At 66.7% G+C, this 24,441-nt stretch carries 18 protein-coding genes and 1 tRNA gene; 8 read left to right on the top strand and 11 right to left on the bottom strand.

What is annotated here, in order from left to right:
• Window positions 1–107 precede the first annotated feature (107 nt).
• Window positions 108–2,960, top strand: coding sequence for a DUF927 domain-containing protein (locus KU887_RS12680; RefSeq protein WP_258250088.1), 2,853 nt, complete (start codon window positions 108–110; stop codon window positions 2,958–2,960).
• Between the two features lie 744 nt (window positions 2,961–3,704).
• A complete protein-coding gene (locus KU887_RS12675; RefSeq protein WP_088923128.1) occupies window positions 3,705–4,409 on the top strand; it encodes a hypothetical protein in 705 nt (234 codons plus the stop codon).
• A 53-nt stretch (window positions 4,410–4,462) separates the two neighbouring features.
• Here KU887_RS12675 and KU887_RS12670 read toward each other — a convergent pair whose 3' ends face one another.
• The 3 genes from KU887_RS12670 to KU887_RS12660 all read right to left on the bottom strand — a co-directional run bounded on the left by KU887_RS12670 (window position 4,463) and on the right by KU887_RS12660 (window position 6,246).
• Window positions 4,463–5,677 carry an integrase arm-type DNA-binding domain-containing protein gene (locus tag KU887_RS12670; protein WP_258250087.1) on the bottom strand — a complete coding sequence of 405 codons (1,215 nt, stop codon included), beginning with the start codon at window positions 5,675–5,677 and terminating at the stop codon, window positions 4,463–4,465.
• Window positions 5,678–5,840: 163 nt separating this feature from the next.
• Window positions 5,841–5,915 (bottom strand) — tRNA-Arg (locus tag KU887_RS12665).
• 148 nt (window positions 5,916–6,063) lie between these two features.
• Complete coding sequence (locus KU887_RS12660; RefSeq protein ID WP_006478164.1) at window positions 6,064–6,246, bottom strand: rubredoxin; 183 nt, start codon at window positions 6,244–6,246, stop codon at window positions 6,064–6,066.
• Between the two features lie 198 nt (window positions 6,247–6,444).
• On the opposite strand from KU887_RS12660, the gene KU887_RS12655 reads away from it, so the two are divergent.
• The 5 genes from KU887_RS12655 to KU887_RS12635 all read left to right on the top strand — a co-directional run bounded on the left by KU887_RS12655 (window position 6,445) and on the right by KU887_RS12635 (window position 14,382).
• Complete coding sequence (locus tag KU887_RS12655) at window positions 6,445–6,849, top strand: DUF4399 domain-containing protein (RefSeq protein ID WP_012328968.1); 405 nt, start codon at window positions 6,445–6,447, stop codon at window positions 6,847–6,849.
• A 230-nt stretch (window positions 6,850–7,079) separates the two neighbouring features.
• Complete coding sequence (locus KU887_RS12650) at window positions 7,080–9,065, top strand: ATP-binding cassette domain-containing protein (RefSeq protein WP_171983969.1); 1,986 nt, start codon at window positions 7,080–7,082, stop codon at window positions 9,063–9,065.
• Between the two features lie 220 nt (window positions 9,066–9,285).
• Window positions 9,286–11,268: a DNA topoisomerase IV subunit B gene (gene parE, locus KU887_RS12645; RefSeq protein ID WP_006497076.1), complete on the top strand. Its 1,983-nt coding sequence runs from the start codon at window positions 9,286–9,288 to the stop codon at window positions 11,266–11,268.
• A gap of 69 nt (window positions 11,269–11,337) precedes the next feature.
• Entirely contained in the window at window positions 11,338–13,659 is a 2,322-nt protein-coding gene (parC, locus tag KU887_RS12640) for a DNA topoisomerase IV subunit A (protein ID WP_006487625.1), read from the top strand.
• A 264-nt stretch (window positions 13,660–13,923) separates the two neighbouring features.
• On the top strand, window positions 13,924–14,382 hold the full coding sequence (locus tag KU887_RS12635) for a CopD family protein (protein ID WP_006487629.1): 459 nt from the start codon (window positions 13,924–13,926) through the stop codon (window positions 14,380–14,382).
• A 53-nt stretch (window positions 14,383–14,435) separates the two neighbouring features.
• On the opposite strand, the gene KU887_RS12630 is transcribed toward KU887_RS12635, so the two are convergent.
• A complete protein-coding gene (locus tag KU887_RS12630) occupies window positions 14,436–15,320 on the bottom strand; it encodes a LysR family transcriptional regulator (RefSeq protein ID WP_059721361.1) in 885 nt (294 codons plus the stop codon).
• 112 nt (window positions 15,321–15,432) lie between these two features.
• On the opposite strand from KU887_RS12630, the gene KU887_RS12625 reads away from it, so the two are divergent.
• The gene (locus KU887_RS12625; protein ID WP_034201481.1) at window positions 15,433–15,879 is read left to right on the top strand and encodes a multidrug/biocide efflux PACE transporter; all 447 of its coding nucleotides are present in this window, start codon (window positions 15,433–15,435) and stop codon (window positions 15,877–15,879) included.
• Window positions 15,880–15,924: 45 nt separating this feature from the next.
• Here the strand turns inward: KU887_RS12625 and KU887_RS12620 are convergent, their stop codons facing one another.
• From KU887_RS12620 to KU887_RS12590, 7 genes are all read right to left on the bottom strand, one after another.
• A complete protein-coding gene (locus KU887_RS12620) occupies window positions 15,925–17,133 on the bottom strand; it encodes a chromate transporter (RefSeq protein ID WP_006487623.1) in 1,209 nt (402 codons plus the stop codon).
• Window positions 17,134–17,337: 204 nt separating this feature from the next.
• On the bottom strand, window positions 17,338–19,677 hold the full coding sequence (locus tag KU887_RS12615) for an EAL domain-containing protein (RefSeq protein ID WP_258250086.1): 2,340 nt from the start codon (window positions 19,675–19,677) through the stop codon (window positions 17,338–17,340).
• A 216-nt stretch (window positions 19,678–19,893) separates the two neighbouring features.
• A complete protein-coding gene (locus KU887_RS12610; protein WP_048984612.1) occupies window positions 19,894–20,778 on the bottom strand; it encodes a PhzF family phenazine biosynthesis protein in 885 nt (294 codons plus the stop codon).
• A gap of 13 nt (window positions 20,779–20,791) precedes the next feature.
• Window positions 20,792–21,250 (bottom strand): RidA family protein, encoded by a 459-nt coding sequence (locus KU887_RS12605; protein ID WP_006478174.1) that lies wholly within the window; start codon window positions 21,248–21,250, stop codon window positions 20,792–20,794.
• Window positions 21,251–21,292: 42 nt separating this feature from the next.
• Window positions 21,293–22,474, bottom strand: a complete 1,182-nt coding sequence (locus KU887_RS12600; protein WP_006497073.1) for a PLP-dependent aminotransferase family protein — start codon at window positions 22,472–22,474, stop codon at window positions 21,293–21,295.
• 151 nt (window positions 22,475–22,625) lie between these two features.
• Window positions 22,626–23,534: a DMT family transporter gene (locus tag KU887_RS12595; RefSeq protein WP_006497072.1), complete on the bottom strand. Its 909-nt coding sequence runs from the start codon at window positions 23,532–23,534 to the stop codon at window positions 22,626–22,628.
• A gap of 54 nt (window positions 23,535–23,588) precedes the next feature.
• Window positions 23,589–24,281 carry a VOC family protein gene (locus KU887_RS12590; protein WP_006494064.1) on the bottom strand — a complete coding sequence of 231 codons (693 nt, stop codon included), beginning with the start codon at window positions 24,279–24,281 and terminating at the stop codon, window positions 23,589–23,591.
• Window positions 24,282–24,441: the final 160 nt, after the last annotated feature.

Genomic DNA, 24,441 nt, shown 5'->3' with positions numbered 1-24,441 from the left:
TCGAATCATTCAATTCTTCGCGCGTCGGGTAGCTGCTTGACCGATATGGACTACTAATCGGAAGCCTGCCGACGCGCGTCCAGTGGGAACCTATGAGTAACGCACCCATGTCCGAATTCGAGCGGGCGAGAGTCGCGCTCGGCTATGTCCCGCCCGACGACCGCGATACGTGGCGTCAGGTGGGGATGGCGCTCAAGGCCGAGTTTGGCGAGGAGGGCTTCGCCCTCTGGAACGAATGGAGCCAAGGCGCGCAGAACTACAACGGCAAGGACGCGCGCGATGTGTGGAAGTCGTTCAAGGGCGGCAAGATCACCATCAATACGCTGTTTCACCTCGCCAAGCTTGGCGGCTTCGATCCGCGTACGCATCGAGCCAAGCCCATCGATCCAGCGGAGCGCGAGCGGCAGAAGGCCGAGCGTGCGGCACGCGAAGCGGCCGAGCTGGCCGAGCTGACCGAGAAACAGCAAGCCGCGTCGGCGCTCGCTGAGTCGATCTGGTCGGCGGCCGAGCCCGCACCGGCCGATCACCCGTATCTTGTTCGCAAGCGCATCCCGGTCGACGCGCTGCGCGTCTATCGCGGCGGCTTGTGCATCGGCACGGCCGCATGCGACGGCGCGCTCGTCATCCCGGCCCGCGACGCGGACGGCAAGCTGTGGACGCTGGAGTTCGTCCTGACGGACGGCCAGAAGCGCTATCTGCCGAATGGCCGCAAGGCGGGCTGCTTCTCGCTGATCGGCGGCCCGGTGTCGTCGACGCTGCTGATTGGCGAGGGCTACGCCACGTGCGCCACGCTCGCGGCCGCGTCCGGCTATCCCGCTGCTGTCGCGTTCGACGCAGGCAACCTGCACGCGGTGGCGACGGCGCTGCGCGGCCAGTATCCGGACGCCCGCATCGTCGTCTGCGCCGATGACGACCACACGACGAAGGGCAATCCGGGCGTGATGAAGGCTCGCGCGGCGGCCGAAGCCGTCGCCGGCATCGTCGCCGTGCCCGACTTCGGTCCGAACCGTCCTGCGGCCGGCACCGACTTCAACGACCTGGCTGCGCACCTCGGCCCGGATGTCGTGGCCGCCGCCGTGCGCGCTGCGCTCGCACCGGCCGGCTCGTCGGATGCCGGCAAGGGCAAGGCCGCTCCAGCCGCCGCGAAGCCCGCCAAGCGCCCGAAAACGGCCCGCGCACAGGACGGCAAGTCGCGGTTTGTCGTCGACGACAAGGGCGTGTGGTTTCACGGCTTCAACAATCAGGGTGATCCGCTGCCGCCGCATTGGGTCAGCACGCGTATCGACGTGATCGCGGAGACGCGAAACGAGATGAACAGCGAGTGGGGCTACCTGCTCGAATTCACGGACCGCGACGGCATCCGGAAACGGTGGGCGGTGCCGGCCGGCCTCTTTGCCGGCGACGGTACGGAGCTGCGCCGCATGCTGCTCGATATGGGCGTGAAGCTTGGCGTGACGCAGATCGCCCGCACGCAGATCGCGAACTATGTGCAGATGGCGCAGCCGGACGAGCGCGTGCGTTGCGTGCCGCGCGTCGGCTGGCATCACGGCGCGTTCGTGCTGCCCGATCGCGTGATCGGCACCGGCAAAGAAGCGCTGATCTATCAGGCCGATACGCCGATCCAGAGCCAGTTCAAGGAGCGCGGCACGCTGGACGACTGGCAACGCGAGGTCGCGGCCTACTGCGTCGGCAATAGCCGGCTGCTGTTCTGCGTCGCTACGGCCTTCGCTGGTCCGCTGCTGCACTTCTCCGGGCTCCAGTCGGGCGGGTTTCACCTGCTCGGCACGACGTCCAAGGGCAAGTCGACCGGCGGCGTCATCGCCGCCTCCGTGTTCGGCTCGCCGGACTACGTGCGGAGCTGGAAGGCGACCGACAACGCGCTCGAAGCGGTCGCCACTCAGCATAGCGACGCGCTGCTGATTCTCGACGAAATCGGACAGGTCGAGCCGCGCTTGGTCGGCGATGTGATCTACATGCTCGCGAACGAGTCGGGCAAGGCCCGCGCGTCGCGTAGCGGCTCGGCCAAGCCCGTGCTCACGTGGCGGCTGCTGTTCCTGTCGAACGGCGAAAAGAGCGTGTCCGCGCTGATGGCCGAGGGCAACAAACCCATGAAAGGCGGTATCGAGGTGCGCTTGCCCGCGATCCCGGCCGAGGTCGGCGAAATGGGTGTCGTGGAGAAGCTGCACGGCTTCCCGACGCCGGCCGCGCTGATCGAGCATCTTGAGCGGCACGCCGGCATGCACTACGGCACGGCAGGCCCCGCGTTCATCGAATGGGCGTCGTCGCAGGCCGGCGAGCTGGCCGAGCATCTGCGCATGCGCGTCGATGAGCTGGTCGGGCAATGGGTGCCGGACGGATCGCATTCGCAGGTCGCACGCGTCGCCAAGCGGTTCTGCCTCGTTGCGGTGGCCGGCGAGCTGGCGACGGCGCACGGGCTAACCGGCTGGCCGCAGGGCGAAGCGGTCGAAGCCGCGCGTCGCTGCTTCGAAGGCTGGCTCGAACTGCGCGGCGGCACGGGCAACTCGGACGAGGCGGAAGCCGTGCGGCAGGTACAGCATTTTCTCGCCGCACACGGCGACAACCGTTTCGTGTGGATGAACCGGGCGCAGGACGACCATCGACCGAACGTGCCGCATCGAGCGGGTTTCAAGCAGCACGTGAAGCGCGACGAGCGCCGCACGCCCATCGCATCCGATCGGGAGTATTACGCCGAGTTCGGCGGCAAGATGAGCGCCGACGATGCCGAAAGCGTCGAGACGGAGTACCTGATCGAAGCGGCCGTGTTTCGCAAGGACGTGTGTGCCGGCTTCGATCACAAGATCGTCGCCAAGGCACTGATGAAACGGGGCGTGCTGATGCCGCGTAGCGACGGCTACCCATACCGGCAGGAGTACATCCCCGGCCATGGGAAATTCATGGTCTACCGTGTGTTGCCGTCCATCTTCACGCTCGAACTGTGAAAGACGCCGCCGCCGTCCGGGAGGGCGGTGGCGGGCATTCCTTTGCGCGGCAATTTTCGCCCGTGCGTCAAAGTTACTTTGAGCGATACGCGCCAGACGGAACTAGGCGGGCGCTTGCTGCGAATCTTGCCACCTCCGTAACAATCCAGCCCGGTTTATCTCCAGTATCTCCAGCGTTCTCCAAATCGTTTGGAGACACGCGAAGCCTTATCCCACAAGGCTTTGCAGCCGATTCAGGCGTTTATCTCCAAATCTCCAACTCGTTTTGCAGTGAGCGGGCAGGCGTCGACCGTCTGCGTCGATCGTGAAGCTAGACGGGGCGCGGCTCTCCGGGATTTGACGGGCATCAGAGACGTGTTTTGAAGGGGGGGCGCGATGCGCCCCCATCGGGCATTGTTGCGCCGACCGCAAGTGTCGGGGCGGCTGAAAAGCGGGGGACCCTGCGTCTAGGGCAAAGACGCGGGGGCTCACACCCGCGTGTTTTTCCTACTCCCGGCCCGCCTAAGGGGGGGCATATTCATACCGAAATGCAGGGGACCGGTAGTGCGGTGCTGACTCTGAAAAATCGGTGGGAGGCGCGCGGCAAGGGGGGCATAACCATGCAAGGAGGCATGGTGGATTGCTACTCTTCCCGATGGCGACACGTTTGCCACAACGGTTCAACCTTTGCTGTCGGCAAGACTCAGTCGAGCTGTGTGGCAGCCGTACAATCGCGTTTTGTACGAAACGGGGCTTTCTTCAAATATGAGTCTTACGCAAGATCAGCATCGCCGCTGGGTCGCTAGCTTCTTCAGGTCGAAGGTCAAAGAGTTCGACTTCTGCTTGCGCTCAGTCGTCGAATGCTGCGATCAATCAATGCTTCGATTTCTCACCGGGCAGCAGGGAGACGAACAAACGGAAGGCAGGATCGTTTACGCATTCTCTGCGTTCAGCAACACCGTCCAAACTCTCAAAGATGCTGGCTCAACATTCCTGAAACCGAAGATCACGTGGAGCGACATCGAAGGCCTTCGTCACGGAAAGTTTATTTGGCTCAGCAGGAATGCCGCTACCCATGATGGCCATCCGGTCATAAGCGCATGGGCGGACGGACGCTACTTCGTACCAAATGACATTCATCGGTTTGGTCCTGGCGGTGATCTGATTGAGATTTCAGCGCCGACCGTCGACGCGGCCCAATTTTGTCTTGAATTTGCAAAAGATTTCAGCGCTTTTCTCGCCGCGCGTCTCAGTTCCGCTGGCCCAATAGAGGGCGCGACACCGAACATTGCCGAGATCCAGCATTTTCTGAAGTCGCCTGCGGTACCGGATTTCGCGCGTGAGATGTTCGAGACAAATAGAGTGGAGATCGAGCGTGCGCTTACGCAAGTGAAAATTGATCCGGTTCGGGACGCGGTTGCTTGTTTGCTCGCGACCGAAGCGTTCTGCGACGCTCGCCTTGGCAACTGAAAATGCGCCCAATCCCGTTCTTGGCGGTTAAGAGCGCGGGCGACATAGGACCGCTATCGGACCGACACAATGGGGATGACGTCCGCCCCTGCCTTAAGGCGGTCGAGGTGATCGCCCCACACCTGCATCATTCGCCTGCGCTCCGGCAGATACTCGGCGTGGACGTAGGCGGCCGTTACTTGATTGCGCTCGGCATGCGCCATCTGGCGTTCTACAACGTCCCGGCCGAAGCCGAGTTCACGCAGAGCCGTAGCCGCCAGCCCGCGAAAGCCGTGCCCGGTCATCCGCGACTTGTACCCCATGCGATAGAGCGCATAGAGCATGGTGTTGTTCGAAATGTGGCTCCGACCTTGCACGCTGTAGAACACGAATCGATGCTGGCCGTTGAGCGCGCGGAGCTGGGCGAGCACGTCGAGCGCTTGCCGTGATAGCGGCACGATGTGCGGGTCGCGCATCTTCATGCGCTCCGGCGGTACGCGCCATTCTGCGGCGGCTTCGTCAAACTCCGACCATTCCGCACGGATCATTTCCGTTGTCCGCACGAAGGTCAGCGCCATCAGGCGGAGCGCGAGCCGGGTAACTAGGTCGCCTTGGTAAGCGTCGATGTCGCGCATGAGCTGCGGAATCTCCGTTGCCTTGACGCGGGCAATGTGCTGCACGCCGGGACCCTTCTTCAAGACCGTCTGCGCATCGATGTCGGCCGCCGGATTCCTGGAGCATCGCCCGGTCATGATTCCGTACTGGAAGACCGCGCGAGAGCGCTGGAGGATCCGCTTCGCCGTCTCACGCACGCCGCGCGCCTCGACCTCGCGCACGATGCTGAGCATCTGTGGCGAGTCGATCTCCGCGATCGGGCGAGGGCCGATCTTCGGGAACACGTCGACTTCAAGCGAGTTCAGCACTTTCTCCGCGTAGCCGTCGCTCCAGCCCGGACGCTGGGAGTCGTACCACTCGCGCGCTACCGCTTCGAACGAGTTTGCCGCCGCGATCTCGGCGGCCCGTTTCGCATCCTTCTTCGCTTCGCCCGGATCGACGCCGGCCGCGATCTGCTCGCGTGCCTCGTCGCGCTTCTTCCGTGCCGTCGCGAGCGTGACGGCCGGATACACGCCGAGGGCGAGCGTCTTCTGCTTGCCAAGGAAGCGGTAGGACAAGCGCCAGTACTTCGCGCCGTTCGGTTGGACGAGCAAGAACATCCCGTTGCCGTCCGTGAGTTTGTACGGTGCGGCGCTGGCCTTTGCGTTCCGTACCTGTATGTCAGTGAGAGGCATTGTTGGTATCTGTGTTGTTGGTATCTGCTGATACCAACAAAAATACCAACACTTTCTCTGGCTGTCACTGAGCAACGTTGGGTAACGATGGGCGCGAGAAGGCCGCCAGACGGGCTTGAGCGGGGAGTTTCTTGTGAATCTTGGGGGAGGTTTGGGGCATGGCTGGTCCCCCCGACAGGAATCGAACCTGTATCTAGCGCTTAGGAGGCGCTTGTTCTATCCATTGAACTACGGGGAGAGCCATATCCGGGCATTCGCGCAAAAGAAGGCGAACCGGACGGCGGTGTGGACAGCGCGCAGAGTATAGCAAACGCGCGGCGCGTCGGCGGGGCGGAATGCCCCCGCGACACGCGTATCGCGTAATCAACCGCGATCGAAACGGAAAATCAGAAATCGACGACGACGAAATCTTCCTTGCCCACGTCGCACAGCGGGCAGCGCCAGTCCGCCGGAATGTCGGCGAAACGCGTGCCGGCCGGAATGCCTTCGTCGGGCAGCCCTTCCGCTTCGTTGTAGACCCACCCGCAAATCAGGCAGACCCAGCTCTGGTATTCGGTTACTTCGCTCATGTTGCGCTCGGGATAATGAAAATTCGGCGATGCCGTCCGCAGCCTAGCCGGCGGACGAAAGGCGCAATGGTACCGGAATTTCGCCGAACGCCTGCGCAACGTCGTTTTAAACGTACGCATCGCGAACAACCGGCGCCGTCGCGTCGGTCGGGCATGCAGTGTATGCTTCGTGAGCCTGTCAATCTGAAGGAGGAAACGATGCTCAACAGAAAGTGGATCGCGGGTGCAGTCTGTGTCGCGGCGCTGGCCGTATCGACGCTCGCGCGCGCCGAAGCGCGTGTGTTCTTCGTCGAGCCGCAGGACGGCGCGACGGTGTCGAGCCCCGTGCACGTGAAGTTCGGTCTCGAAGGCATGGCGCTCAAGCCGGCCGGCGACATGACCCCGGATACCGGTCATCATCATCTGCTGATCGACGGCAAGCCGGTGCCGAAGGGCGACGTGATCCCGGCGACCGACCATTCGCTGCATTTCGGCAAGGCCCAGACCGAAACCGACGTGAAGCTGCCGCCTGGCCAGCATACGCTGACGCTGCAGCTCGGTGACGGCGCGCACCGTTCGTACGGTCCCGAACTGAGCTCGACGATCACGGTCAACGTGAAATAATCGCACGTCCCGCGCCGGCGCTCGCCGCGCCGCGCACGGGATCGGTCGATCGGCCGGCCGCGGGCATCCGGCCGGCGTTCGGCCGTTTACGCGGGCACGTAAACGACGGCCGGCATCCACGCGAAAAACCGTCCGCAACCCGCTCCCGGCATCGCGCCGACGCGCTTCAAGCGCATCCCGCGGCGCTCGTCCGTCCAGCCAAGCCGATCCCGGCCCGCGCGCCCGGTACAATGGGCGCTTCCGATTTCTCTCTTCGCCGTCTCCCCATGTCGCTCTATTCCATTACCGGCGCGCAGCTCGCGTTCGGTCACGTCGCGTTGCTCGATCACGCGGATTTCTCGCTGGAAGCCGGCGAGCGGGTCGGCCTGATCGGCCGCAACGGCGCGGGCAAGTCGTCGCTGCTGAAGATCGTCGCCGATCTCGCGAAGCCCGACGACGGGCTGGTCACGCGCCAGCAGGAGCTCGTGACGGTCTACGTGCCGCAGGAGCCCGAATTCGAGCCGGGCGCGACGGTGTTCGACGCGGTCGCGTCAGGGCTCGCGCATACGCGCGAACTGCTCGAAGAATACGATTCGATCGCGCACCGCCTCGCGGAGATCCCGGAAGGTGCCGAACACGATGCGCTGCTCGCGCGGATGAACGCGCTGCAGTCGTCGCTGGACGCGCACGACGCGTGGAACTGGCGCACCCGCGTGTCGATGACGCTCGCGCAGATCGGCCTGCAGGACGTCGACGCAAGCGTCGAAGCGCTGTCGGGCGGGATGCAGAAGCGCGTCGCGCTGGCGCGCGCGCTGGTGCTGCAGCCCGACGTGCTGCTGCTCGACGAGCCGACCAACCACCTCGACTTCGACGGCATCCGCTGGCTGGAAGAGCTGCTCGTCGCGCAGCGCGCGGGCCTGCTGTTCATCACCCACGATCGCGCATTCCTCGACCGCGTCGCGACGCGCATCGTCGAGCTCGATCGCGGCCGGCTGCTGTCGTACCCGGGCAATTTTTCCGCGTACCAGACGCGCAAGGCGCAGCAGCTCGAAGTCGAGCGGGTGGAGAACGAGAAGTTCGACAAGCTGCTCGCGCAGGAAGAAGTGTGGATCCGCAAGGGCGTCGAAGCGCGCCGTACGCGCAGCGTGGGCCGCATCGCGCGGCTCGTGCAGATGCGCAACGAGCGCGCGGAGCGCCGCAATGCGCAGGGCAACGTGAAGCTGGACGTCGCGCAGGGCGAGAAGTCCGGCAAGATCGTCGCGGAGCTGACCGACGTGACGAAGCGTTACGGCGGCCGCACGGTGGTCGACCGCTTCTCGACGACGGTCATGCGCGGCGACAAGATCGGCTTCGTCGGCCCGAACGGCGCCGGCAAGACCACGTTGCTGAAACTGATCCTCGGCGACCTGAAGCCCGACGAAGGCACGGTGCGCACCGGCACGAACCTGCAGGTCGCGTATTTCGACCAGATGCGCGCGCAGCTCGACCAGGAGAAGAGCCTCGCGGATACGATCAGCCCCGGCAGCGAATGGGTCGAGATCGGCGGCGTGCGCAAGCACGTGATGAGCTATCTCGGCGATTTCCTGTTCGCGCCGGAACGCGCGCGTTCGCCGGTGAAGTCGCTGTCCGGCGGCGAGCGCAACCGGCTGCTGCTCGCGCGCCTGTTCGCGCGCCCGGCCAACGTGCTGGTGCTCGACGAACCGACCAACGACCTCGACATCCCGACGCTCGAACTGCTCGAAGAGCTGCTGGCCGACTACGACGGCACGGTGCTGCTCGTCAGCCACGATCGCGCGTTCCTCGACAACGTCGTGACGTCGGTGATCGCGGCGGAGGGCGACGGCAAGTGGCGCGAATATGTCGGCGGCTTCACCGACTGGCAGATCCAGAGCGAGCGCTCGGAGCAGCTCGCGCAGCAGGAAGCGGCGAAGCGCGCGGTCAAGGAAGCGGCGCCCGCGAAGGACGAGCCGGCGAAGAGCGCGGCCGGCCGCAACGCGCAGCGCACGGTGAAGCTGTCGTTCAACGAACAGCGCGAGCTCGATTCGCTGCCGGAGAAGATCGCCGCGCTCGAAGCCGAGCAGAAGACGATCAATGCGCAACTCGAGGACGGCTCGATTTTCGCGAAGGACCCGCAGGAAGGCACGCGCCTGACCGAGCGGTTCGCGGCGATCGACGACGAATTGCTCGCCGCGCTCGAACGGTGGGAAACGCTCGAGGCGAAGCGCAAGCCGGTGTGACGCGTGCGGCGCGCGCCGATCCCGCGATTGGCGCGCCACGCGGAACCAGTAAAATACCGCGCGTTCAGGGGCGCGCAGCGCACGCCGCGCGCCCGCTTTCGGAGCAGTCCAAGCACACCGTTGTTTCGATTCGCTTTTTTACGGAACTCAACGTTTTGTCCACGACGTTATCCACACGAGGTGTGGACAACGTCCCGATGAATGACGAAATTCAGCGCCTATGTCAACGAAGAAACCCAGCGCGGCCTATAGCGAAGCATCGATCAAGGTGCTCAAGGGTCTCGAGCCGGTCAAGCAGCGGCCCGGCATGTACACCCGTACCGAGAATCCGCTGCACATCATCCAGGAAGTCATCGACAACGCGTCCGACGAGGCGCTCGGCGGCTACGGCAAGCAGATCACGGTCACGCTGCACGCCGACCAGTCGGTCTCGGTCGAGGACGACGGCCGCGGCATCCCGTTCGGCATGCATCCCGAAGAAGGCGTGCCGGTCGTCGAGATCGTGTTCACGCGCCTGCACGCGGGCGGCAAGTTCGACAAGGCCGCGGGCGGCGCGTATACATTCTCGGGCGGCCTGCACGGCGTCGGCGTATCGGTGACGAACGCACTCGCGACGCGACTCGACGTGACGGTGTGGCGCGACGGCAAGATGGCCGAGCTCGGCTTCGCGGAAGGCGACGTGGTCAAGCCGCTCGCGACGCAGGCGGCGGGCCGCGGCGAGAAGAAATCCGGCACGCGCGTGCAGGTGTGGCCGAATCCGAAATACTTCGATTCGCCGAACCTGCCGCTCGGCGAGCTGCAGCGTCTGTTGCGCTCGAAGGCGGTGCTGCTGCCGGGCGTCGAGGTCGTGCTCGTCAACGAAAAGACGGGCGAGCGCCAGACGTGGAAGTACGAAGACGGCCTGCGCGGCTACCTGCTCGACGAAATGAACGGCAGCGAGCTGCTGATCCCGCTGTTCGAAGGCGAGCGTTTCGCCGATTCGCGTTCGACCGACGAAACCTTCGCCGAGGGCGAAGGCGCGTCGTGGGTCGTCGCATGGAGCGAGGAAGGTTCGCTCGTGCGCGAGTCGTACGTGAACCTGATTCCGACGCCGGCCGGCGGCACGCACGAGTCGGGCCTGCGCGACGGTCTCTACCAGGCGGTGAAGAGCTTCGTCGAGCTGCACAACCTGCAGCCGAAGGGCGTGAAGCTGCTCGCGGAAGACGTGTTCGCGCGCGTGTCCTTCGTGCTGTCCGCGAAGGTGCTCGATCCGCAGTTCCAGGGGCAGATCAAGGAGCGGCTGAACAGCCGCGACGCGGTGAAGCTCGTGTCGTCGTTCTCGCGTCCGGCGCTCGAACTGTGGCTGAACCAGCACGTCGAGCACGGCAAGAAGCTCGCCGAACTCGTGATCAAGCAGGCGCAGGCGCGCACGCGCGCGGGCCAGAAGGTCGAGAAGCGCAAGAGCTCGGGCGTCGCGGTGCTGCCCGGCAAGCTGACGGACTGCGAGACCGAAGATATCGCGCGCAACGAACTGTTCCTCGTCGAGGGCGACTCGGCGGGCGGCTCCGCGAAGATGGGCCGCGACAAGGAATACCAGGCGATCCTGCCGCTGCGCGGCAAGGTGCTGAACACGTGGGAAACCGAGCGCGACCGCCTGTTCGCGAACAACGAGGTGCACGACATCTCGGTCGCGATCGGCGTCGATCCGCACAGCCCGGACGACGGCGTCGACCTGTCGAACCTGCGCTACGGCAAGATCTGCATCCTGTCGGACGCGGACGTCGACGGCTCGCACATCCAGGTGCTGCTGCTCACGCTGTTCTTCAAGCATTTCCCGCAGCTGATCGAGCGCGGCCACGTGTACGTCGCGCGCCCGCCGCTGTTCCGCGTCGATGCGCCCGCGCGCGGCAAGAAGCCCGCACAGAAGCTCTATGCGCTCGACGACGGCGAGCTCGAGGCGATCCTCGACAAGCTGCGCAAGGACGGCGTGCGCGACACGCAGTGGAGCATCAGCCGCTTCAAGGGTCTTGGCGAAATGAGCGCCGAGCAGTTGTGGGACACGACGATGAACCCCGACACGCGCCGCCTGATGCCGGTGAAGCTCGGCGAGCTCGACTACGAGGCGACGGTCGCGCGGATGACGATGCTGATGGGCAAGGGCGAGGCAGCCGCGCGGCGCGGCTGGCTCGAGGAAAAGGGCAACGACGTCGAAGCGGACATTTAAGCGGAGCATCCGCGCGGCCGGGCATGACGCCCGGCCCGGCCTCACGCCACTTACGAATACGGAATTCAGATGGACGACAATACTTCCGATCTCTTTGCCGGGTCCGATGCACCGGATGCCGAAGCGCTGACGCTCGGCAATTACGCGGAGCAGGCGTATCTCAGCTACGCGGTCAGCGTCGTGAAGAGCCGCGCGCTGCCCGACGTGTGCGACGGCCAGAAGCCGGTGCAGCGCCGGATCCTGTTCGCGATGAACGAAATGGGTCTTGGCCCGGACGCGAAGCCGGTGAAGTCGGCGCGCGTGGTCGGCGACGTGCTCGGTAAATACCATCCGCACGGCGACCAGTCGGCGTACGACGCGCTCGTGCGGCTCGCGCAGGATTTCTCGCTGCGCTACCCGCTGATCGACGGGCAGGGCAACTTCGGCTCGCGCGACGGCGACGGCGCGGCGGCGATGCGTTACACGGAAGCGCGCCTCACGCCGATCGCGAAGCTGCTGCTCGACGAGATCGACCAGGGCACGGTCGACTTCATGCCGAACTACGACGGCTCGTTCGAGGAGCCGAAGACGCTGCCGAGCCGCATGCCGTTCGTGCTGCTGAACGGCGCGTCGGGCATCGCGGTCGGCCTCGCGACCGAAATCCCGTCGCACAACCTGCGCGAAGTCGCGGCCGCGGCGGTCGCGCTGATCCGCAATCCGAAGCTCACGCACGCGGAGCTGATGAGCCTGATTCCCGGTCCGGATTTCCCCGGCGGCGGCCAGATCATCTCGAGCGACACCGAAATCTCGGCGGCGTACGAAACGGGGCGCGGCAGCCTGAAGGTGCGCGCGAAGTGGAAGATCGAGGATCTCGCGCGCGGCCAGTGGCAGCTCGTCGTGACCGAACTGCCGCCGAACACGTCGGGCCAGAAGGTGCTCGAGGAAATCGAGGAACTGACCAACCCGAAGCTCAAGCTCGGCAAGAAGACGCTGACGCCCGAGCAGCTCAACACGAAGAAGGCGATGCTCGACCTGCTCGACGCGGTGCGCGACGAGTCGGGCAAGGAAGCGGCGGTGCGGCTCGTGTTCGAGCCGAAGTCGCGCACGATCGACCAGACGGAATTCGTGAACACGCTGCTCGCGTACACGAGCCTCGAATCGAACGCGACGCTGAACCTCGTGATGATCGGCGCGGATGGCCGGCCGGGCCAGAAGGGCCTGCTGACGATCCTCGACGAATGGGTGAAGTTCCGCCAGCTGACGATGACGCGCCGTTGCCGCCATCGTCTCGCGAAGGTCGACGACCGCATCCACATCCTCGAAGGGCGGATGATCGTCTTCCTGAACATCGACGAGGTGATCCGCATCATCCGCGAGTCGGACGAGCCGAAGGCCGCGCTGATGAGCGCGTTCGGCCTCAGCGAGCGGCAGGCCGAGGACATTCTCGAAATCCGCCTGCGCCAGCTCGCGCGGCTCGAGAAGATCAAGATCGAGAAGGAACTCGAAGCGCTGCGCGACGAGAAGGCGAAGCTCGAGGAGCTGCTCGCCAACGACAGCGCGATGAAGCGGCTGATGATCAAGGAGATCGAGGCCGACGCGAAGCAGTACGGCGACGATCGCCGCACGCTGATCCAGCAGGAAAAGCGCGCGACGTTCGAGGCGAAGGTGGTCGACGAGCCGGTGACGGTCGTCGTGTCGCAGAAGGGCTGGGTGCGCGCGCTGAAGGGCCACGGGCTCGACCCGGCCGGCTTCACGTTCAAGGCAGGCGACCACCTGTACGCGGCGTTCCAGTGCCGCACGCCGGATCGCCTGATCGCATGGGGCAGCAGCGGCCGCGTGTATTCGGTCGACGTGTCGGTGCTGCCGGGCGGGCGCGGCGACGGCGTGCCGGTCACGTCGCTGATCGAGCTCGAATCGGGCTCGCACCTGATGCACTACTACGCGGCGCCGGCCGACCAGCAGTTGCTGCTCGCGTCGAGCAACGGCTTCGGCTTCCTCGCGAAGGTCGGCGACATGGTGAGCCGCGTGAAGGCCGGCAAGTCCTTCATGACGATCGATGCGGGCGCGGTGCCGCTCGCGCCGATGCCGGTGCTGCCGAACGCGACGCAGGTCGCGTGCCTGTCGAGCGGCGGGCGCTTGCTGGTGTTCGGGATGGACGAGATGAAGACGCTGTCCGGCGGCGGCCGCGGCGTGATCCTGATGGCGCTCGACGACAAGGAAACGCTCGTGCAGGCGCTGGCGATCGATCCGGCCGGCGTCGTGCTGATCGGCACCGGCCGCGGCGGCAAGGCGCAGGACGACACGCTGTCGTACGCCGGGCTCGCGCCGCACATCGGCAAGCGCGCACGCAAGGGCCGCACGCCGGAGACGAAGCTCAAGGTCGTCAACGAGCTGCGCCCGCTGCTCGGCTGACGCCGCGCGGGGCGTCCGGATCGTCCGGTTCGACGGTTCGGCCGCGATCGAAGGCCGCACGTCCGCTTCGGCGGCCGTGCGGCTTTTTCTTTTTTTGACGCGGGGATTCGGGTAAGCAAGCGTGGCGCTGTCACGCGGAATTTGCAAAATAGTGTGAAATCGCGCCGAGGGTCTGAACCGCGACGCGACTGGCTGGTCGAACGTCGCTTGATGCCGCGCGCGACGCGGCCGTTCGCTGCCCCCCCCTCATACAGGATCGTCGCCATGTCCCACGCCGTTGCCGTCGCGCTGTTTCTTCACCTGCTGGCCGTCGCCGTGTGGGTGGGCGGGATGGTCTTCGCGCACTTCTGCCTGCGCCCGGCGCTGTCCGACCTGTCGCCGCAGTTGCGGTTGCCGCTGATCGAAGGCGTGTTCGGCCGCTTCTTCAACTGGGTGTCGGGGGCCGTGATCGTGATCCTGCTGTCCGGCGGTTTCCTGCTGACGAGCTTCGGCGGCGCACACGCGACGTGGTCGCTGCATGCGATGGCCGGGCTCGGCGTCGTGATGATGCTGATCTTCGGGCACATCCGCTTCGCGCTGTTCCCGCGCATTCGCCGTGCGGTGCAGGCGCAGAACTGGCCGGACGGCGCGCGCGCGGTGAACGCGGTACGCCTGCTCGTCGTCGTGAATCTCGTGCTCGGCGTCGTCACGATCGGCGCGGCCGTGCTGTCGCGCGGTTTCTGACCGGCCGGCGTCCGGCCGCTGCCGGGTCGCCGCGGGCCTGGCGGCACGCGGCGCTACGCGGCCAGCATCGCGTCGAGCAGCCATGAACCGGCCGGCCCGAGCGGCCGGTTGCGCGACCACACCGCATCCACCCGCACGCGGCGCGGCCAGCCGCGCGAGCGCAGCTCGCACAGGCGGTCGCGCGCGAAGTGCTCGACCATCCAGCGCGGCAGTTCCGCCCAGCCGAACCCCAGCACCGCCATCTCCAGCAGCATCAGGTAGCTCGGCGCCAGCCAGTGCTGCGTGCCGACGACGATCCGGTCGTCGGTGCCGCGACCTTCCGTCTTCACGTAGGTATTGAGGCGCAGTTCGCGCACGTCGCGCAGCGCCGCGTGCGGCACCTCGGCGTCGCCGTATTCGGCAAGCGCGTGCGTGCGGCCGACGAACAGTCCGATCTCCGATTCCTCCGCCACCGTCGCCGCGCCGATATCGGCCGGGTAGGCCGCGCGCGCGGCCATCAGCCCGAGTTGCGCACGGCCTTGCTGGATCAGGTCGAGCACGTCGTCGTGCTCGGCGATCTGGCATTCGAGCTCGAGCGCCGGAAAGCGCCGTTCGAGCGCCATCAGCGTCTCTTCGTAGCGCTTCGACTGGTACGTATCGGAGACGACGAGCGTGAGCCGCGCTTCCTCGCCGTGCGCGAGCCGGGCGGCCGTGCGGTCGATCGCCGCGCTGGCCTCGAGCGCGCGCTGTACCTGCGGCAGCAGCGCGCGGCCGGCGTCGGTGAGCGTCGGCGTGCGCGTCGAGCGATCGAACAACTGCACGCCCAGATCGATTTCGAGGTTCGCAATCGCTTCCGACACGGTCGACTGGCGCTTGCCGAGCTTGCGCGCGGCGGCCGTGAACGAGCCGAGCAGCGCCGCTTCGGCGAATGCGAGCAGGGCTTCGGGGGCGTGGTGCATGCAGTGCTCCAGGCGGTGATATATCGGTAAAGCCGATGATATCAAACTGGATTCATACGGTATTGCCGATCAAAATGGCCGCCATGGATCAGGTAACGCATTGGAGCGAATCATGAAACAGATCAACAAAACGGTGACGGAGCGCCTGCTGCACGCGCTGACGTTCGAACTGGTGGCGATCGCGCTGTGCGCGCCGATCGGCGCGTGGCTGCTCGACATGCCGGTGTCGCACGTCGGCGTGCTGACGGTGATGGTGTCGCTGATCGCGATGGCGTGGAACATGACCTTCAACGCGCTGTTCGACCGCTTCGAGCGGCGGGCTGGGTTGTCGCGCACGCTCGGCATGCGGATCGCGCATGCGGTGATGTTCGAACTCGGCCTCGTCGCGATGGTGGTGCCGGTGGCCGCATGGTGGCTGAACGTGAGCCTCGTCGAGGCGCTGCTGCTCGACCTGGGCATCGTGCTGTTCTTCCTGCCTTACACGTTCTGCTTCAACCTCGCGTACGACGCGCTGCGCGCCCGCTGGATGGCACGCCGGGTCGCGATGCGGGCCGGTTGAGCCGGTGAGGCGAACCCGGCCGGGCAGCGCGACGGCCGCCGCCCGTCAGTGCGCGGCGGCCCACAGCCACACGCTGCAGGCCACGGCGACCGCGCCGTATACGGCATAAACGGGCACCTTGAAGCGCGTGAAGCACAGCGTCGCGAAGGCGCCCGTCAGCCAGTAAACCGGGTCGGCCGGTTCGCGATGCAGGATCTTGACGACGGCGACCACGAGAAAGCCCGTCGTCGCCGCGCGCAGCAGGCGCATCCCGTGCTCGAAGCGCGAATGGCGCTTGAGCCGGAGCAGGTGGTTCTGCGCGAACACGACGAGGCATCCCGACGGAATGAACAGCGCGGCGGTGGCGAGCAGCGCGCCGACCCAGCCGTCGGTCAGGTAGCCGAGAAACGGCACCACGTTCAGCAACGGCCCCGGCGCGACCGGCGACAGCGCGAACGCCAGCGTGAAGTCGTGATCGGAGATGCCGGTCGCCGGCGAGACGAACAGCGTCTTGAGCACCGGCAGCGCGGAGAAGCCGCCGCCGAACAGCGTCATGCCGGCGCCCGCGAGCCGCGGCCACAGCAATTGCGCCTGGTAATCGCCGGGCAACGGCACCGCGAACAGCAGCACCAGCACGCCGAGCAGCACGAGTAGGCTGCGGTCGCGCTTCGACAGCGTGAAATCGACCGCGTCGCGTTGCGGCGGCCCCGTCAGCCAGCCCGCTGCAAACGCGGCGAACAGAATCCCGACGAAAGCGGCCGGACTATGCGCGAAAGCGAGCAGAATCGTCGAGAGCGCGGCGATCGCCTGTTCGAGCCGCGTGCGCGCGAGCGAGCGCAACTGCTTGACCCACGTGACGCCGATCAGCGCGGCGAGCACCATCCCGAAGTGATTGATCAGCATCGGCGCGGCAAGCGAGCGCACGAGCGGCGTCTGATAGAAGATCGCGAACAGCGTCATCAGGATCGAGAACGGCAGCACGCTCGCCATGCCGGCGACCCATGCGCCGGCACGGCCGTGCAGCGTCTGCCCGACCTGCACGGCAACGTTGCAGCCGACGGGGCCCGGTACGAGCCACGCGAGCGCGACGAGATCGCCGAAAACGTGCGGCTCGATGCGCTGCAGCCGCTCCACGTAATGGCGTTCGAGTTGCGCCATCATCGAAAGCCCGCCCCACGAGACGGCCGAAATGCCGGCGACGACCTTGAACAAGGCCCACAGGGATGCGGGTGCCTCTTCGACACGCGTGGTCGCTTCGACTTCGACGGTTGTCATGATTGTGTGGTTGGCGCAGGGCCGGATCTCTCGCGTAGGGCCGTGCCGGCGGCCCGCCGACACGTCGGCCCTCCCGATTGTCCGCCGCGCATCATGACACTGCCATGCGCGAAAACACCAGTTAATGAACTAAACGATCGGATCGGAACACGAAACAATTGCGGCGGTGCGCAACGCGCGCCGCGGCAGCAGCGGTGCGGCTGTTCAGGCGCCGGTGCTGCCGGTCGCGCGATGCGCGACGACGTTCGGACGATCGCCGCGCACGCCGAAGCGTGCGATCAGCGCGGGAATCGCGTCGGCCGGCACCGGGCGCGAGAACAGGAAGCCCTGCGCCTCGATTTCGCCGAGCGCGGACAGCCACGTGATCTGCTCCTCGGTCTCCGTGCCCTCGACGACGACGGTCAGCCCGAGCGAGCGCGCGAGATGCACGATCGACGACACCATCACGCACACGCTGCGATCGTTCGGGATCGCCTGCACGAACGAGCGGTCGACCTTCAGCGTGTCGACGGAGAAGCGGTGCAGGTACGACAGCGACGAATAGCCGGTGCCGAAATCGTCCAGCGCGATCCGGATGCCGAGCTTTTTCAGCGCGACGATCTTTTCGGACACGAGCTCCGGATATTCCATCATCGCGGTTTCGGTGATCTCGATCTCGAGCCGGTTCGCGTCGATGCCGGTGTCCTGCAGCGCCTGCGAGATCGTCTCGATCAGGTCGCCGCGCCAGAACTGCACGGGCGAGATGTTGACCGCGAGCGTCAGCGTGTCGTGGCCTTCGTCGCGCCAGCGCGCGATCTGCTCGCACGCGGTGCGGATCACGAAGTCGCCGATCGGCACGATCAGGCCGGTCGATTCGGCGATCGAAATGAATTCGTTCGCGGAGATGACGCCGTGCTCGGGGTGATCCCAGCGTGCCAGCGCCTCGAAGCCGGTGATCGTGCGGTGCGTGAGGTCGATCTTCGGCTGGTACGCGAGGAACAGCTGCCCCTCGGCGAGCGCGACGCGCAACTGCTGCTCCCAGCGCATCAGGTGGTCGGCGCGGTGCGACAGGTGCGGCGCATAGAACTGGTAGCAGTTCTTGCCGGCGTCCTTCGCGCTGTACATCGCGAGGTCGGCCTTTTTCAACAGGTCGATCTCGCTTTCGTTCGCGACGGTGTGCAGCGCGATGCCGATGCTCGCATGCAGCACGAACGAGCTGCCGCGTACGTCGAACGGCTCGCTGAACATCCGGATGATCGCTTCCGCGAGCCGCACCGCGCGCCGCTCGACGTCGTCGCCCTTCATCACGACCACGAACTCGTCGCCGCCGATGCGCGCGAGCGAGCCTTCGTCGTCGACCGCGTCGGCGAGGCGCGATGCGGTCATCTGCAGCACGATGTCGCCGGCGTTGTGGCCGAGCGTGTCGTTGACGGTCTTGAAGTTGTCGAGATCGATGAACAGCAGGCCGAGCCGCGACAGGCTCGCGGGCATCGACACGTCGTTGCGCAGCCCGCGCAGCGTCGCATAGCGGTTCGCGAGGCCGGTGAGCAGGTCGTATTCGGCGAGCTGCGTCATTTCGCGCTCGCGGCCGAGCAGCTTGCCGATCAGGCCCGTCGCGACGCCGAAGAACGCGAGCATCGCGAGCGTGATGAAGCTCGTCATCAGCAGGTAGACGTTGCGCGTGTGCGTGTAGTCCGCGAACTCTTCCGTCTGCGACAGCCCGACCATCACGGCGAGCGGGTAGCCGTCGAGGTGGCGGTACGACACGATGCGCGTCACGCCGTCGATCGGATCGATGATCGTGCCGGTCACGCGCTCCGCGATCGGGTAGACGCCCGAGGCCGAAAACGCGCCCGGCGCGTTGTTGACCGACCCCGTGCGCCGCGCGAGCACCGCGCCCGTGTCGGACACGACCGCGATCACGCCTTCCTTGCCGATGGCCGCGTTGTTGTAGAAATCGTTCGTGAAGTAGCTCGGGTCTTCCGACACCACGACGATGCCCGCGAAGGTGCCGTCCGGGTTGTTCAGGCGCCGCGTCATCTGCAGCGTCCAGTGGCTCGACACGCGGCCGAGCACCGGCTTGCTGATGAACAGGCGATCGTCGTTGTGCGCGAGGTGGACCTTGAAGTGCTCGCGGTCGGACAGGTTGATCGGCTGCGGATGGAGTTCGGCGGTGTTCGCGAACAGGATGCCCTTCGCGTTGACGAGCGACACCTGGATCAGCGTGTCGCTCGGCACGACGCCTTTCTCGACGGCGCTCGCGAGATTGAAGCGCGCCGGCGATTTCTCGAATTCGAACTTGACGAAGCGGGTGATCTGGTCGACCTGGTGGATCGCCTTGACCGTATGCTGCTCGAGCGCGGACGACAGGATCGCCGCGGAGGCCGCCGCTTCCTTGTACGCGCTGTCCTTTTCGACGGACAGACGCGCGATGATCACGGCCCACAGCAGCGCGAGCGCCAGCATCCCGAGCAGCGGGATGGCAAACAGCGCACGCCGGCGCGATTTGCGCGGCGCGCGCAGCGGCCGGTTCGGCGGCGTGTGGTTGGACCGGGCGGAGCTCATCGAAGAGGGCGGCGTCCTGCTCGCGTGCGCCATCCGTCTGGATGGCCGGCTATGGTTCGGATTGTCCCGACGTCTGTTCGTTCGCGGGACGCGCAACCATGGACAGACCTCCGAAACAACGGATTAGGCCCGATATTACTGGCTGGAACGTTTTTGCGATAGTTGGGTGAAGCGTAGGGCGCCGGACGAGCCGGCGCCATCGCACATCGCGAAATGTCAGTCGGGTGACCGAAACGTGCCGTCGACGACCGTGACGACGCGGCCGCCGATCCAGGTCGTGCCGTCTTCGTCGTAGCTGACGAAGATGCGGCCGTCGCGGCCGATCGCCGTGCCCTGGCGGGCCGTATACGACGGGCCGGGGCGGCGTGCCTGGCGCGTCAGCAGTCCGGCCAGCGCGGCGTTCGCGCTGCCGGTGACGGGGTCCTCGCCGGGCGTGCCGAACTGGCCGCCCGTCATCAGGCAGCGGATCTCGAACGTCGCGGGGCCGCCTTCGGCATGCGGCGCGTAGGCGGCGAGGCCGTCCACGCCGTAACGCCGGGTGAGCGCGGCCAGCGCGGCCGGATCGGGCGACAGGCCGATGCACGCATCGGCCGACTTCAGCCGCACGACCAGCCACGGCGCGCCGTTGTCGACCGCGCACGGCTCGGCATCGAGGTCGAGCGCGTCGCTGCGCAGCGCGGCGGCCAGTACCGCGTAGTCCGAACGGTCGAGCGGCGTGACGCGTGCCGGCGGCGCGGCGAACGCCCAGCCGTCGGCCTGCTCGCGCAGCGCGACCCGGCCGACTCCGCACTGCTGGATCAGCCGGCCCGGCGTGCGCGGCCGCGCGCCGCTTTCGAGGAACGCATGCGCGGTGCCGAGCGTCGGGTGACCGGCGAACGGCAGTTCGCCGCCCGTCGTGAAGATCCGCACGCGATAGTCGGCTTCCGGATCGGTGGGCGTGCAGAGAAACGTCGTTTCCGACAGGTTCGTCCAGCGGGCGATCTCGAGCATGGCGTCGTCGCCGAGCGAATCGGCGTCGAACACCACGGCAAGCGGATTGCCCTTGAACGGCGCCGACGTGAACACGTCGACCTGCTTGAAACGAACGAGACGGCCGGACATCGCGACGCGCCCGTTACGCGACTTCGGCGATCAGTTCGATCTCGACGCACGCGCCGAGCGGGATCTGCGCGACGCCGAATGCCGAGCGCGCATGCTTGCCCGCGTCGCCGAACACTTCCGCGATCAGCTCCGACGCGCCGTTCGTCACGACGTGCTGTTCGGTGAAGTCGAGCGTCGAGTTGACGAGGCTCATCAGCTTGACGATGCGCGTGACCTTGTTCAGGTCGCCGGTGTGCGCGTGCAGCGTCGCGAGCAGGTCGATCGCGATCGAGCGGGCCGCGGCCTTGCCGTCTTCCGTTTGCAGATCCGCGCCGAGCTTGCCGGCCCAGACCTTGCCGTCCTTCTTCGCGATGTGGCCCGACAGGTAGACCGTGTTGCCGCTTTGCGCGCTCATCACGTAGGCGGCAGCCGGGGCGCCGGCGGTCGGGAGTTCGATGCCGAGCGATTTCAGTTTGTCGTAGACGTTAGCCATGTGTTCGATTCCTCGTAGAGAGTCGTGACAGGAAAAAGGGGATCAGAGGCGCTCGCGCAGCAGCTTGCCGAGGCGCGCGACGCCTTCCTCGATCTTCTCGGGCGGCACCGTCACGAACGACAGGCGCAGCGTGTTCTGCTGCGCGTTCTCCGCGAAGAACGGCGCGCCCGGCACGAAGGCGACGTGGTTGTCGACGGCCGCGGCGAGCAGCTTCATGCTGTCGATCTGCGCGGGCAGGTTCACCCAGATGAACATCCCGCCTTCCGGGCGGTTCCACGTGACGCCTTCCGGCATGTGGCGCGCGAGCGCGCCGAGCATCGCGTCGCACTGCGCGCTGTAGAGCGCGCGGATCGTCGGGATGTGCTCGTCGAGGAAGCCGTCCTTGATCACTTCGTGCGCGATGCGCTGCGTGAGCGTCGGCGTGTGCAGGTCGGTGGCCTGCTTGGCCTGCACGAGCTTGAAGTGGAGTTCCTCGGGCGCGATGATGTAGCCGATCCGCAGGCCCGGCGCGAGCACCTTCGAGAACGTGCCGAGGTGCACGACGTGGTCGGGCGCCATCGACAGCATCGTCGGCAGCGGCTCGCCCTGGTAGTTCAGCGCGCCGTACGGATCGTCCTCGAGCACCGGGAACGGGCTCGTCTGCGCGAACGCGGCGAGCGCGCGGCGGCGCTCGACGGGCAGGCGGCGGCCGGTCGGGTTCTGGAAGTTCGGCTGCGCGTACAGCAGGCGCGCGCCTTGCGTGAGTCCGGGCGTGAGGCCTTCCGGCAGCAGGCCCTGCTCGTCGGTCGGCACCTGCACGTAGCGCGGCTCGTACAGCGAGAACGATTGCAGCGCGCCGAGGTAGGTCGGCGTTTCGACGAGGATCGGGCTGTTCGGGTCGATCAGCGCCTTGCCGAGCAGGTCGAGCGCCTGCTGCGAGCCGGTCGTGATCAGCACCTGCGACACGCGCACGCTGTAGCGCTCGGCGATCCATTCGCGCAGCGGCAGGTAGCCTTCGGTCGCGCTGTACTGGAGCGCGGCGGCCGGCGCGTCGCGCAGCACGCGGTCGGCGGCGGCGCGCATGCGTTCCGCCGGGAACGTCGCGGGGGCGGGCAGGCCGCCGGCGAACGAGATGACCTCGGGGCGTTCCGTGACCTTCAGGATCTCGCGGATCGCAGAGCTCGTCAGCTTGCGGGCGCGTTCGGAAAGCTGCCAGTGCGGCGGATGCAGGTCGCTCGGATTCATAGTCTCCTCGTTCGGATATCGTGGTCAGTCAAGAAAGGTCGTTCGGGCGAATCGCTTCGACGCCGCCGGGTGGGCGAGCGCGAACGCGATGAAGCCTTCGCGGCCGGGTGGGCAAACCGATCAGGCAAAACGTCCATTATGGCGCAGCTGTTCAGCCGGCGCGAGCGGGACGCGGGGCCGTGGCGACCGCCGAGCGGCGCCCGAGCACCACGGTCGCGATCACGGCGGCCGCGAACAGCCACGTCGACGACGTGACCGTTTCGCCGAACAGCAGCGCGGAAAAGGCGATCGTGAAGAAAATCTGCAGCAGTTGCACCTGGCCGACCCGCGCGATGCCGCCCATCGCGAGCCCCGCATACCACGCGAAAAAGCCGATGAATTGCGAAAAGAGGGTCACGTAGCCGAACGCGAGCCACGTGCGCAGCGCGAGCGGGCCCGGATGCGCGGCGTGCTGCATCCACGCGAGCCAGCCGACCGGCAGCACGAGGAACGGCGCCGACACGACGAGCGCCCAGCAGATCACCTGCCAGCCGCCGATCTGGCGCGCGAGGCGCGCGCCTTCCGCATAGCCGAGCGCGCCGATGCCGACCGCGACGAGCATCAGCGCGTCGCCGGCCTGCACGGTGCCGCCACCGTCGCGCAGCGCGAACGCGATCACGAGCGCGCTGCCGGCCACCGCGCTGGCCCAGAACGCCTTCGACGGCCGTTCGTGCGACAGCCAGGCCGCATACAGCGCGACGAACAGCGGCTGCAAGCCGTTGACCACCGCGCCGTGCGAGGCGGGCACCGATTTCATCGCCCAGGCCGAGAACACCGGATACGCGATGATCACGCCGGCCGACGTGATTGCGAGGCTTTTCAGTTGCGCGCGGCTCGGCAGCGGCTCGCGGCGCCACCACAGCAGCAGGCCGGCCGGCACGGCGGCGGCGAGCGCGCGGCCGAGCCCGTTGAGCAGCGGATTGAGCTCGGATACGACGATGCGCGTCATCGGCAGCGTCAGGCTGAAGATCATCACGCCGATGAGGCCGAGCAGCATGCCCCGGGTTTCGCGCGAATTCATGTCGTGGGTGTCTCCGTCGTGCAGGTCGTTGTCGTCGGGAAAGCGGCGGGGCGGTCAGCGCAGCGTGCGTGCGCCGTGCGGCGTGTCGAATTCGGCGGCCAGCGCCGGCGGACCGTCGGTCGATTCGAGGTCGAGCAGGTGCGCGGCGCCGAGCCAGTCGAGTTGCTCGCGGACCGTATCCGCGTGCGGGTGGACGCCCTTGAGCGCCTTCAGCGCGACGCCGTCGGCCGGCAGCGATTCGGCCGGATGACGCGGGCTGTCCCACTGGATCAGCGACGGCACGAGGCCGTCGCCGGCGCCTTGCCATGCGGGGAAGCTGCCGTCGTCGGGCACCGTGAGGCCCCAGCTCAGGTCGCCGCGCCGCATCGCGACGACGGGCGCGATGCGCGCCGGGTACTGGCGCTGCCACAACGCAAGCTGGCGCGGGCGGTCGACGCGCGCCACCCAGTGCGCGAGAAACGGGCCCTGCGCGAGCCGCGCCTGGAGCGCCGGATCGTCGAGCCCGAACAGCCGCGCGCGCGGCGGCTTCGTGCCGTCGTCCGGCGCGGGCGCATCGGGGTCGATCGCGATTACTTCGAGGTAGAGCCCGCCCCACGCGCCGAACAGCGCATTGTGGGTCCGCATCAGCGGATGGCGGCCGCCGCCGGCCGGCTCGATGCCGAGTGCGTCGGCGACATGGCGCACGCCTTCGTCGAGGGTGCGCGCGGCAATCACGAGATGGTCGAGTGTCAGGGAGCGGGCTGGCATGAGCGTCGGTCGGGAAGCGAAAGTGTCATGGTAGGCGGACGGCGGGCCGGCGGGCGCAGCGCCGGGTGCGGCGGGGCCGCAACGGCGGCCGCACGATCGCCATTCCGGTCAACTGTAATCGTCGCTACCGGCACAGTAACGGTACAATCGGCGCGATAGC

The organism is Burkholderia sp. EMB26, assembly GCF_024730645.1.
Lineage (GTDB): Bacteria > Pseudomonadota > Gammaproteobacteria > Burkholderiales > Burkholderiaceae > Burkholderia > Burkholderia cenocepacia.
Note: the sequence above shows the minus strand (reverse complement) of the source record. Positions and strands in the feature narration are given on the sequence as shown.

What these genes read in the sequence shown, in the direction of transcription:
- KU887_RS12680 (WP_258250088.1), top strand. Translation starts at nt 108, where the DNA reads ATGTCCGAATTCGAGCGGGCGAGAGTCGCGCTCGGCTATGTCCCGCCC.
- KU887_RS12675 (WP_088923128.1), top strand. Translation starts at nt 3,705, where the DNA reads ATGAGTCTTACGCAAGATCAGCATCGCCGCTGGGTCGCTAGCTTCTTC.
- KU887_RS12670 (WP_258250087.1), bottom strand. Translation starts at nt 5,677, where the DNA reads ATGCCTCTCACTGACATACAGGTACGGAACGCAAAGGCCAGCGCCGCA.
- KU887_RS12660 (WP_006478164.1), bottom strand. Translation starts at nt 6,246, where the DNA reads ATGAGCGAAGTAACCGAATACCAGAGCTGGGTCTGCCTGATTTGCGGG.
- KU887_RS12655 (WP_012328968.1), top strand. Translation starts at nt 6,445, where the DNA reads ATGCTCAACAGAAAGTGGATCGCGGGTGCAGTCTGTGTCGCGGCGCTG.
- KU887_RS12650 (WP_171983969.1), top strand. Translation starts at nt 7,080, where the DNA reads ATGGGCGCTTCCGATTTCTCTCTTCGCCGTCTCCCCATGTCGCTCTAT.
- parE (WP_006497076.1), top strand. Translation starts at nt 9,286, where the DNA reads ATGTCAACGAAGAAACCCAGCGCGGCCTATAGCGAAGCATCGATCAAG.
- parC (WP_006487625.1), top strand. Translation starts at nt 11,338, where the DNA reads ATGGACGACAATACTTCCGATCTCTTTGCCGGGTCCGATGCACCGGAT.
- KU887_RS12635 (WP_006487629.1), top strand. Translation starts at nt 13,924, where the DNA reads ATGTCCCACGCCGTTGCCGTCGCGCTGTTTCTTCACCTGCTGGCCGTC.
- KU887_RS12630 (WP_059721361.1), bottom strand. Translation starts at nt 15,320, where the DNA reads ATGCACCACGCCCCCGAAGCCCTGCTCGCATTCGCCGAAGCGGCGCTG.
- KU887_RS12625 (WP_034201481.1), top strand. Translation starts at nt 15,433, where the DNA reads ATGAAACAGATCAACAAAACGGTGACGGAGCGCCTGCTGCACGCGCTG.
- KU887_RS12620 (WP_006487623.1), bottom strand. Translation starts at nt 17,133, where the DNA reads ATGACAACCGTCGAAGTCGAAGCGACCACGCGTGTCGAAGAGGCACCC.
- KU887_RS12615 (WP_258250086.1), bottom strand. Translation starts at nt 19,677, where the DNA reads ATGAGCTCCGCCCGGTCCAACCACACGCCGCCGAACCGGCCGCTGCGC.
- KU887_RS12610 (WP_048984612.1), bottom strand. Translation starts at nt 20,778, where the DNA reads ATGTCCGGCCGTCTCGTTCGTTTCAAGCAGGTCGACGTGTTCACGTCG.
- KU887_RS12605 (WP_006478174.1), bottom strand. Translation starts at nt 21,250, where the DNA reads ATGGCTAACGTCTACGACAAACTGAAATCGCTCGGCATCGAACTCCCG.
- KU887_RS12600 (WP_006497073.1), bottom strand. Translation starts at nt 22,474, where the DNA reads ATGAATCCGAGCGACCTGCATCCGCCGCACTGGCAGCTTTCCGAACGC.
- KU887_RS12595 (WP_006497072.1), bottom strand. Translation starts at nt 23,534, where the DNA reads ATGAATTCGCGCGAAACCCGGGGCATGCTGCTCGGCCTCATCGGCGTG.
- KU887_RS12590 (WP_006494064.1), bottom strand. Translation starts at nt 24,281, where the DNA reads ATGCCAGCCCGCTCCCTGACACTCGACCATCTCGTGATTGCCGCGCGC.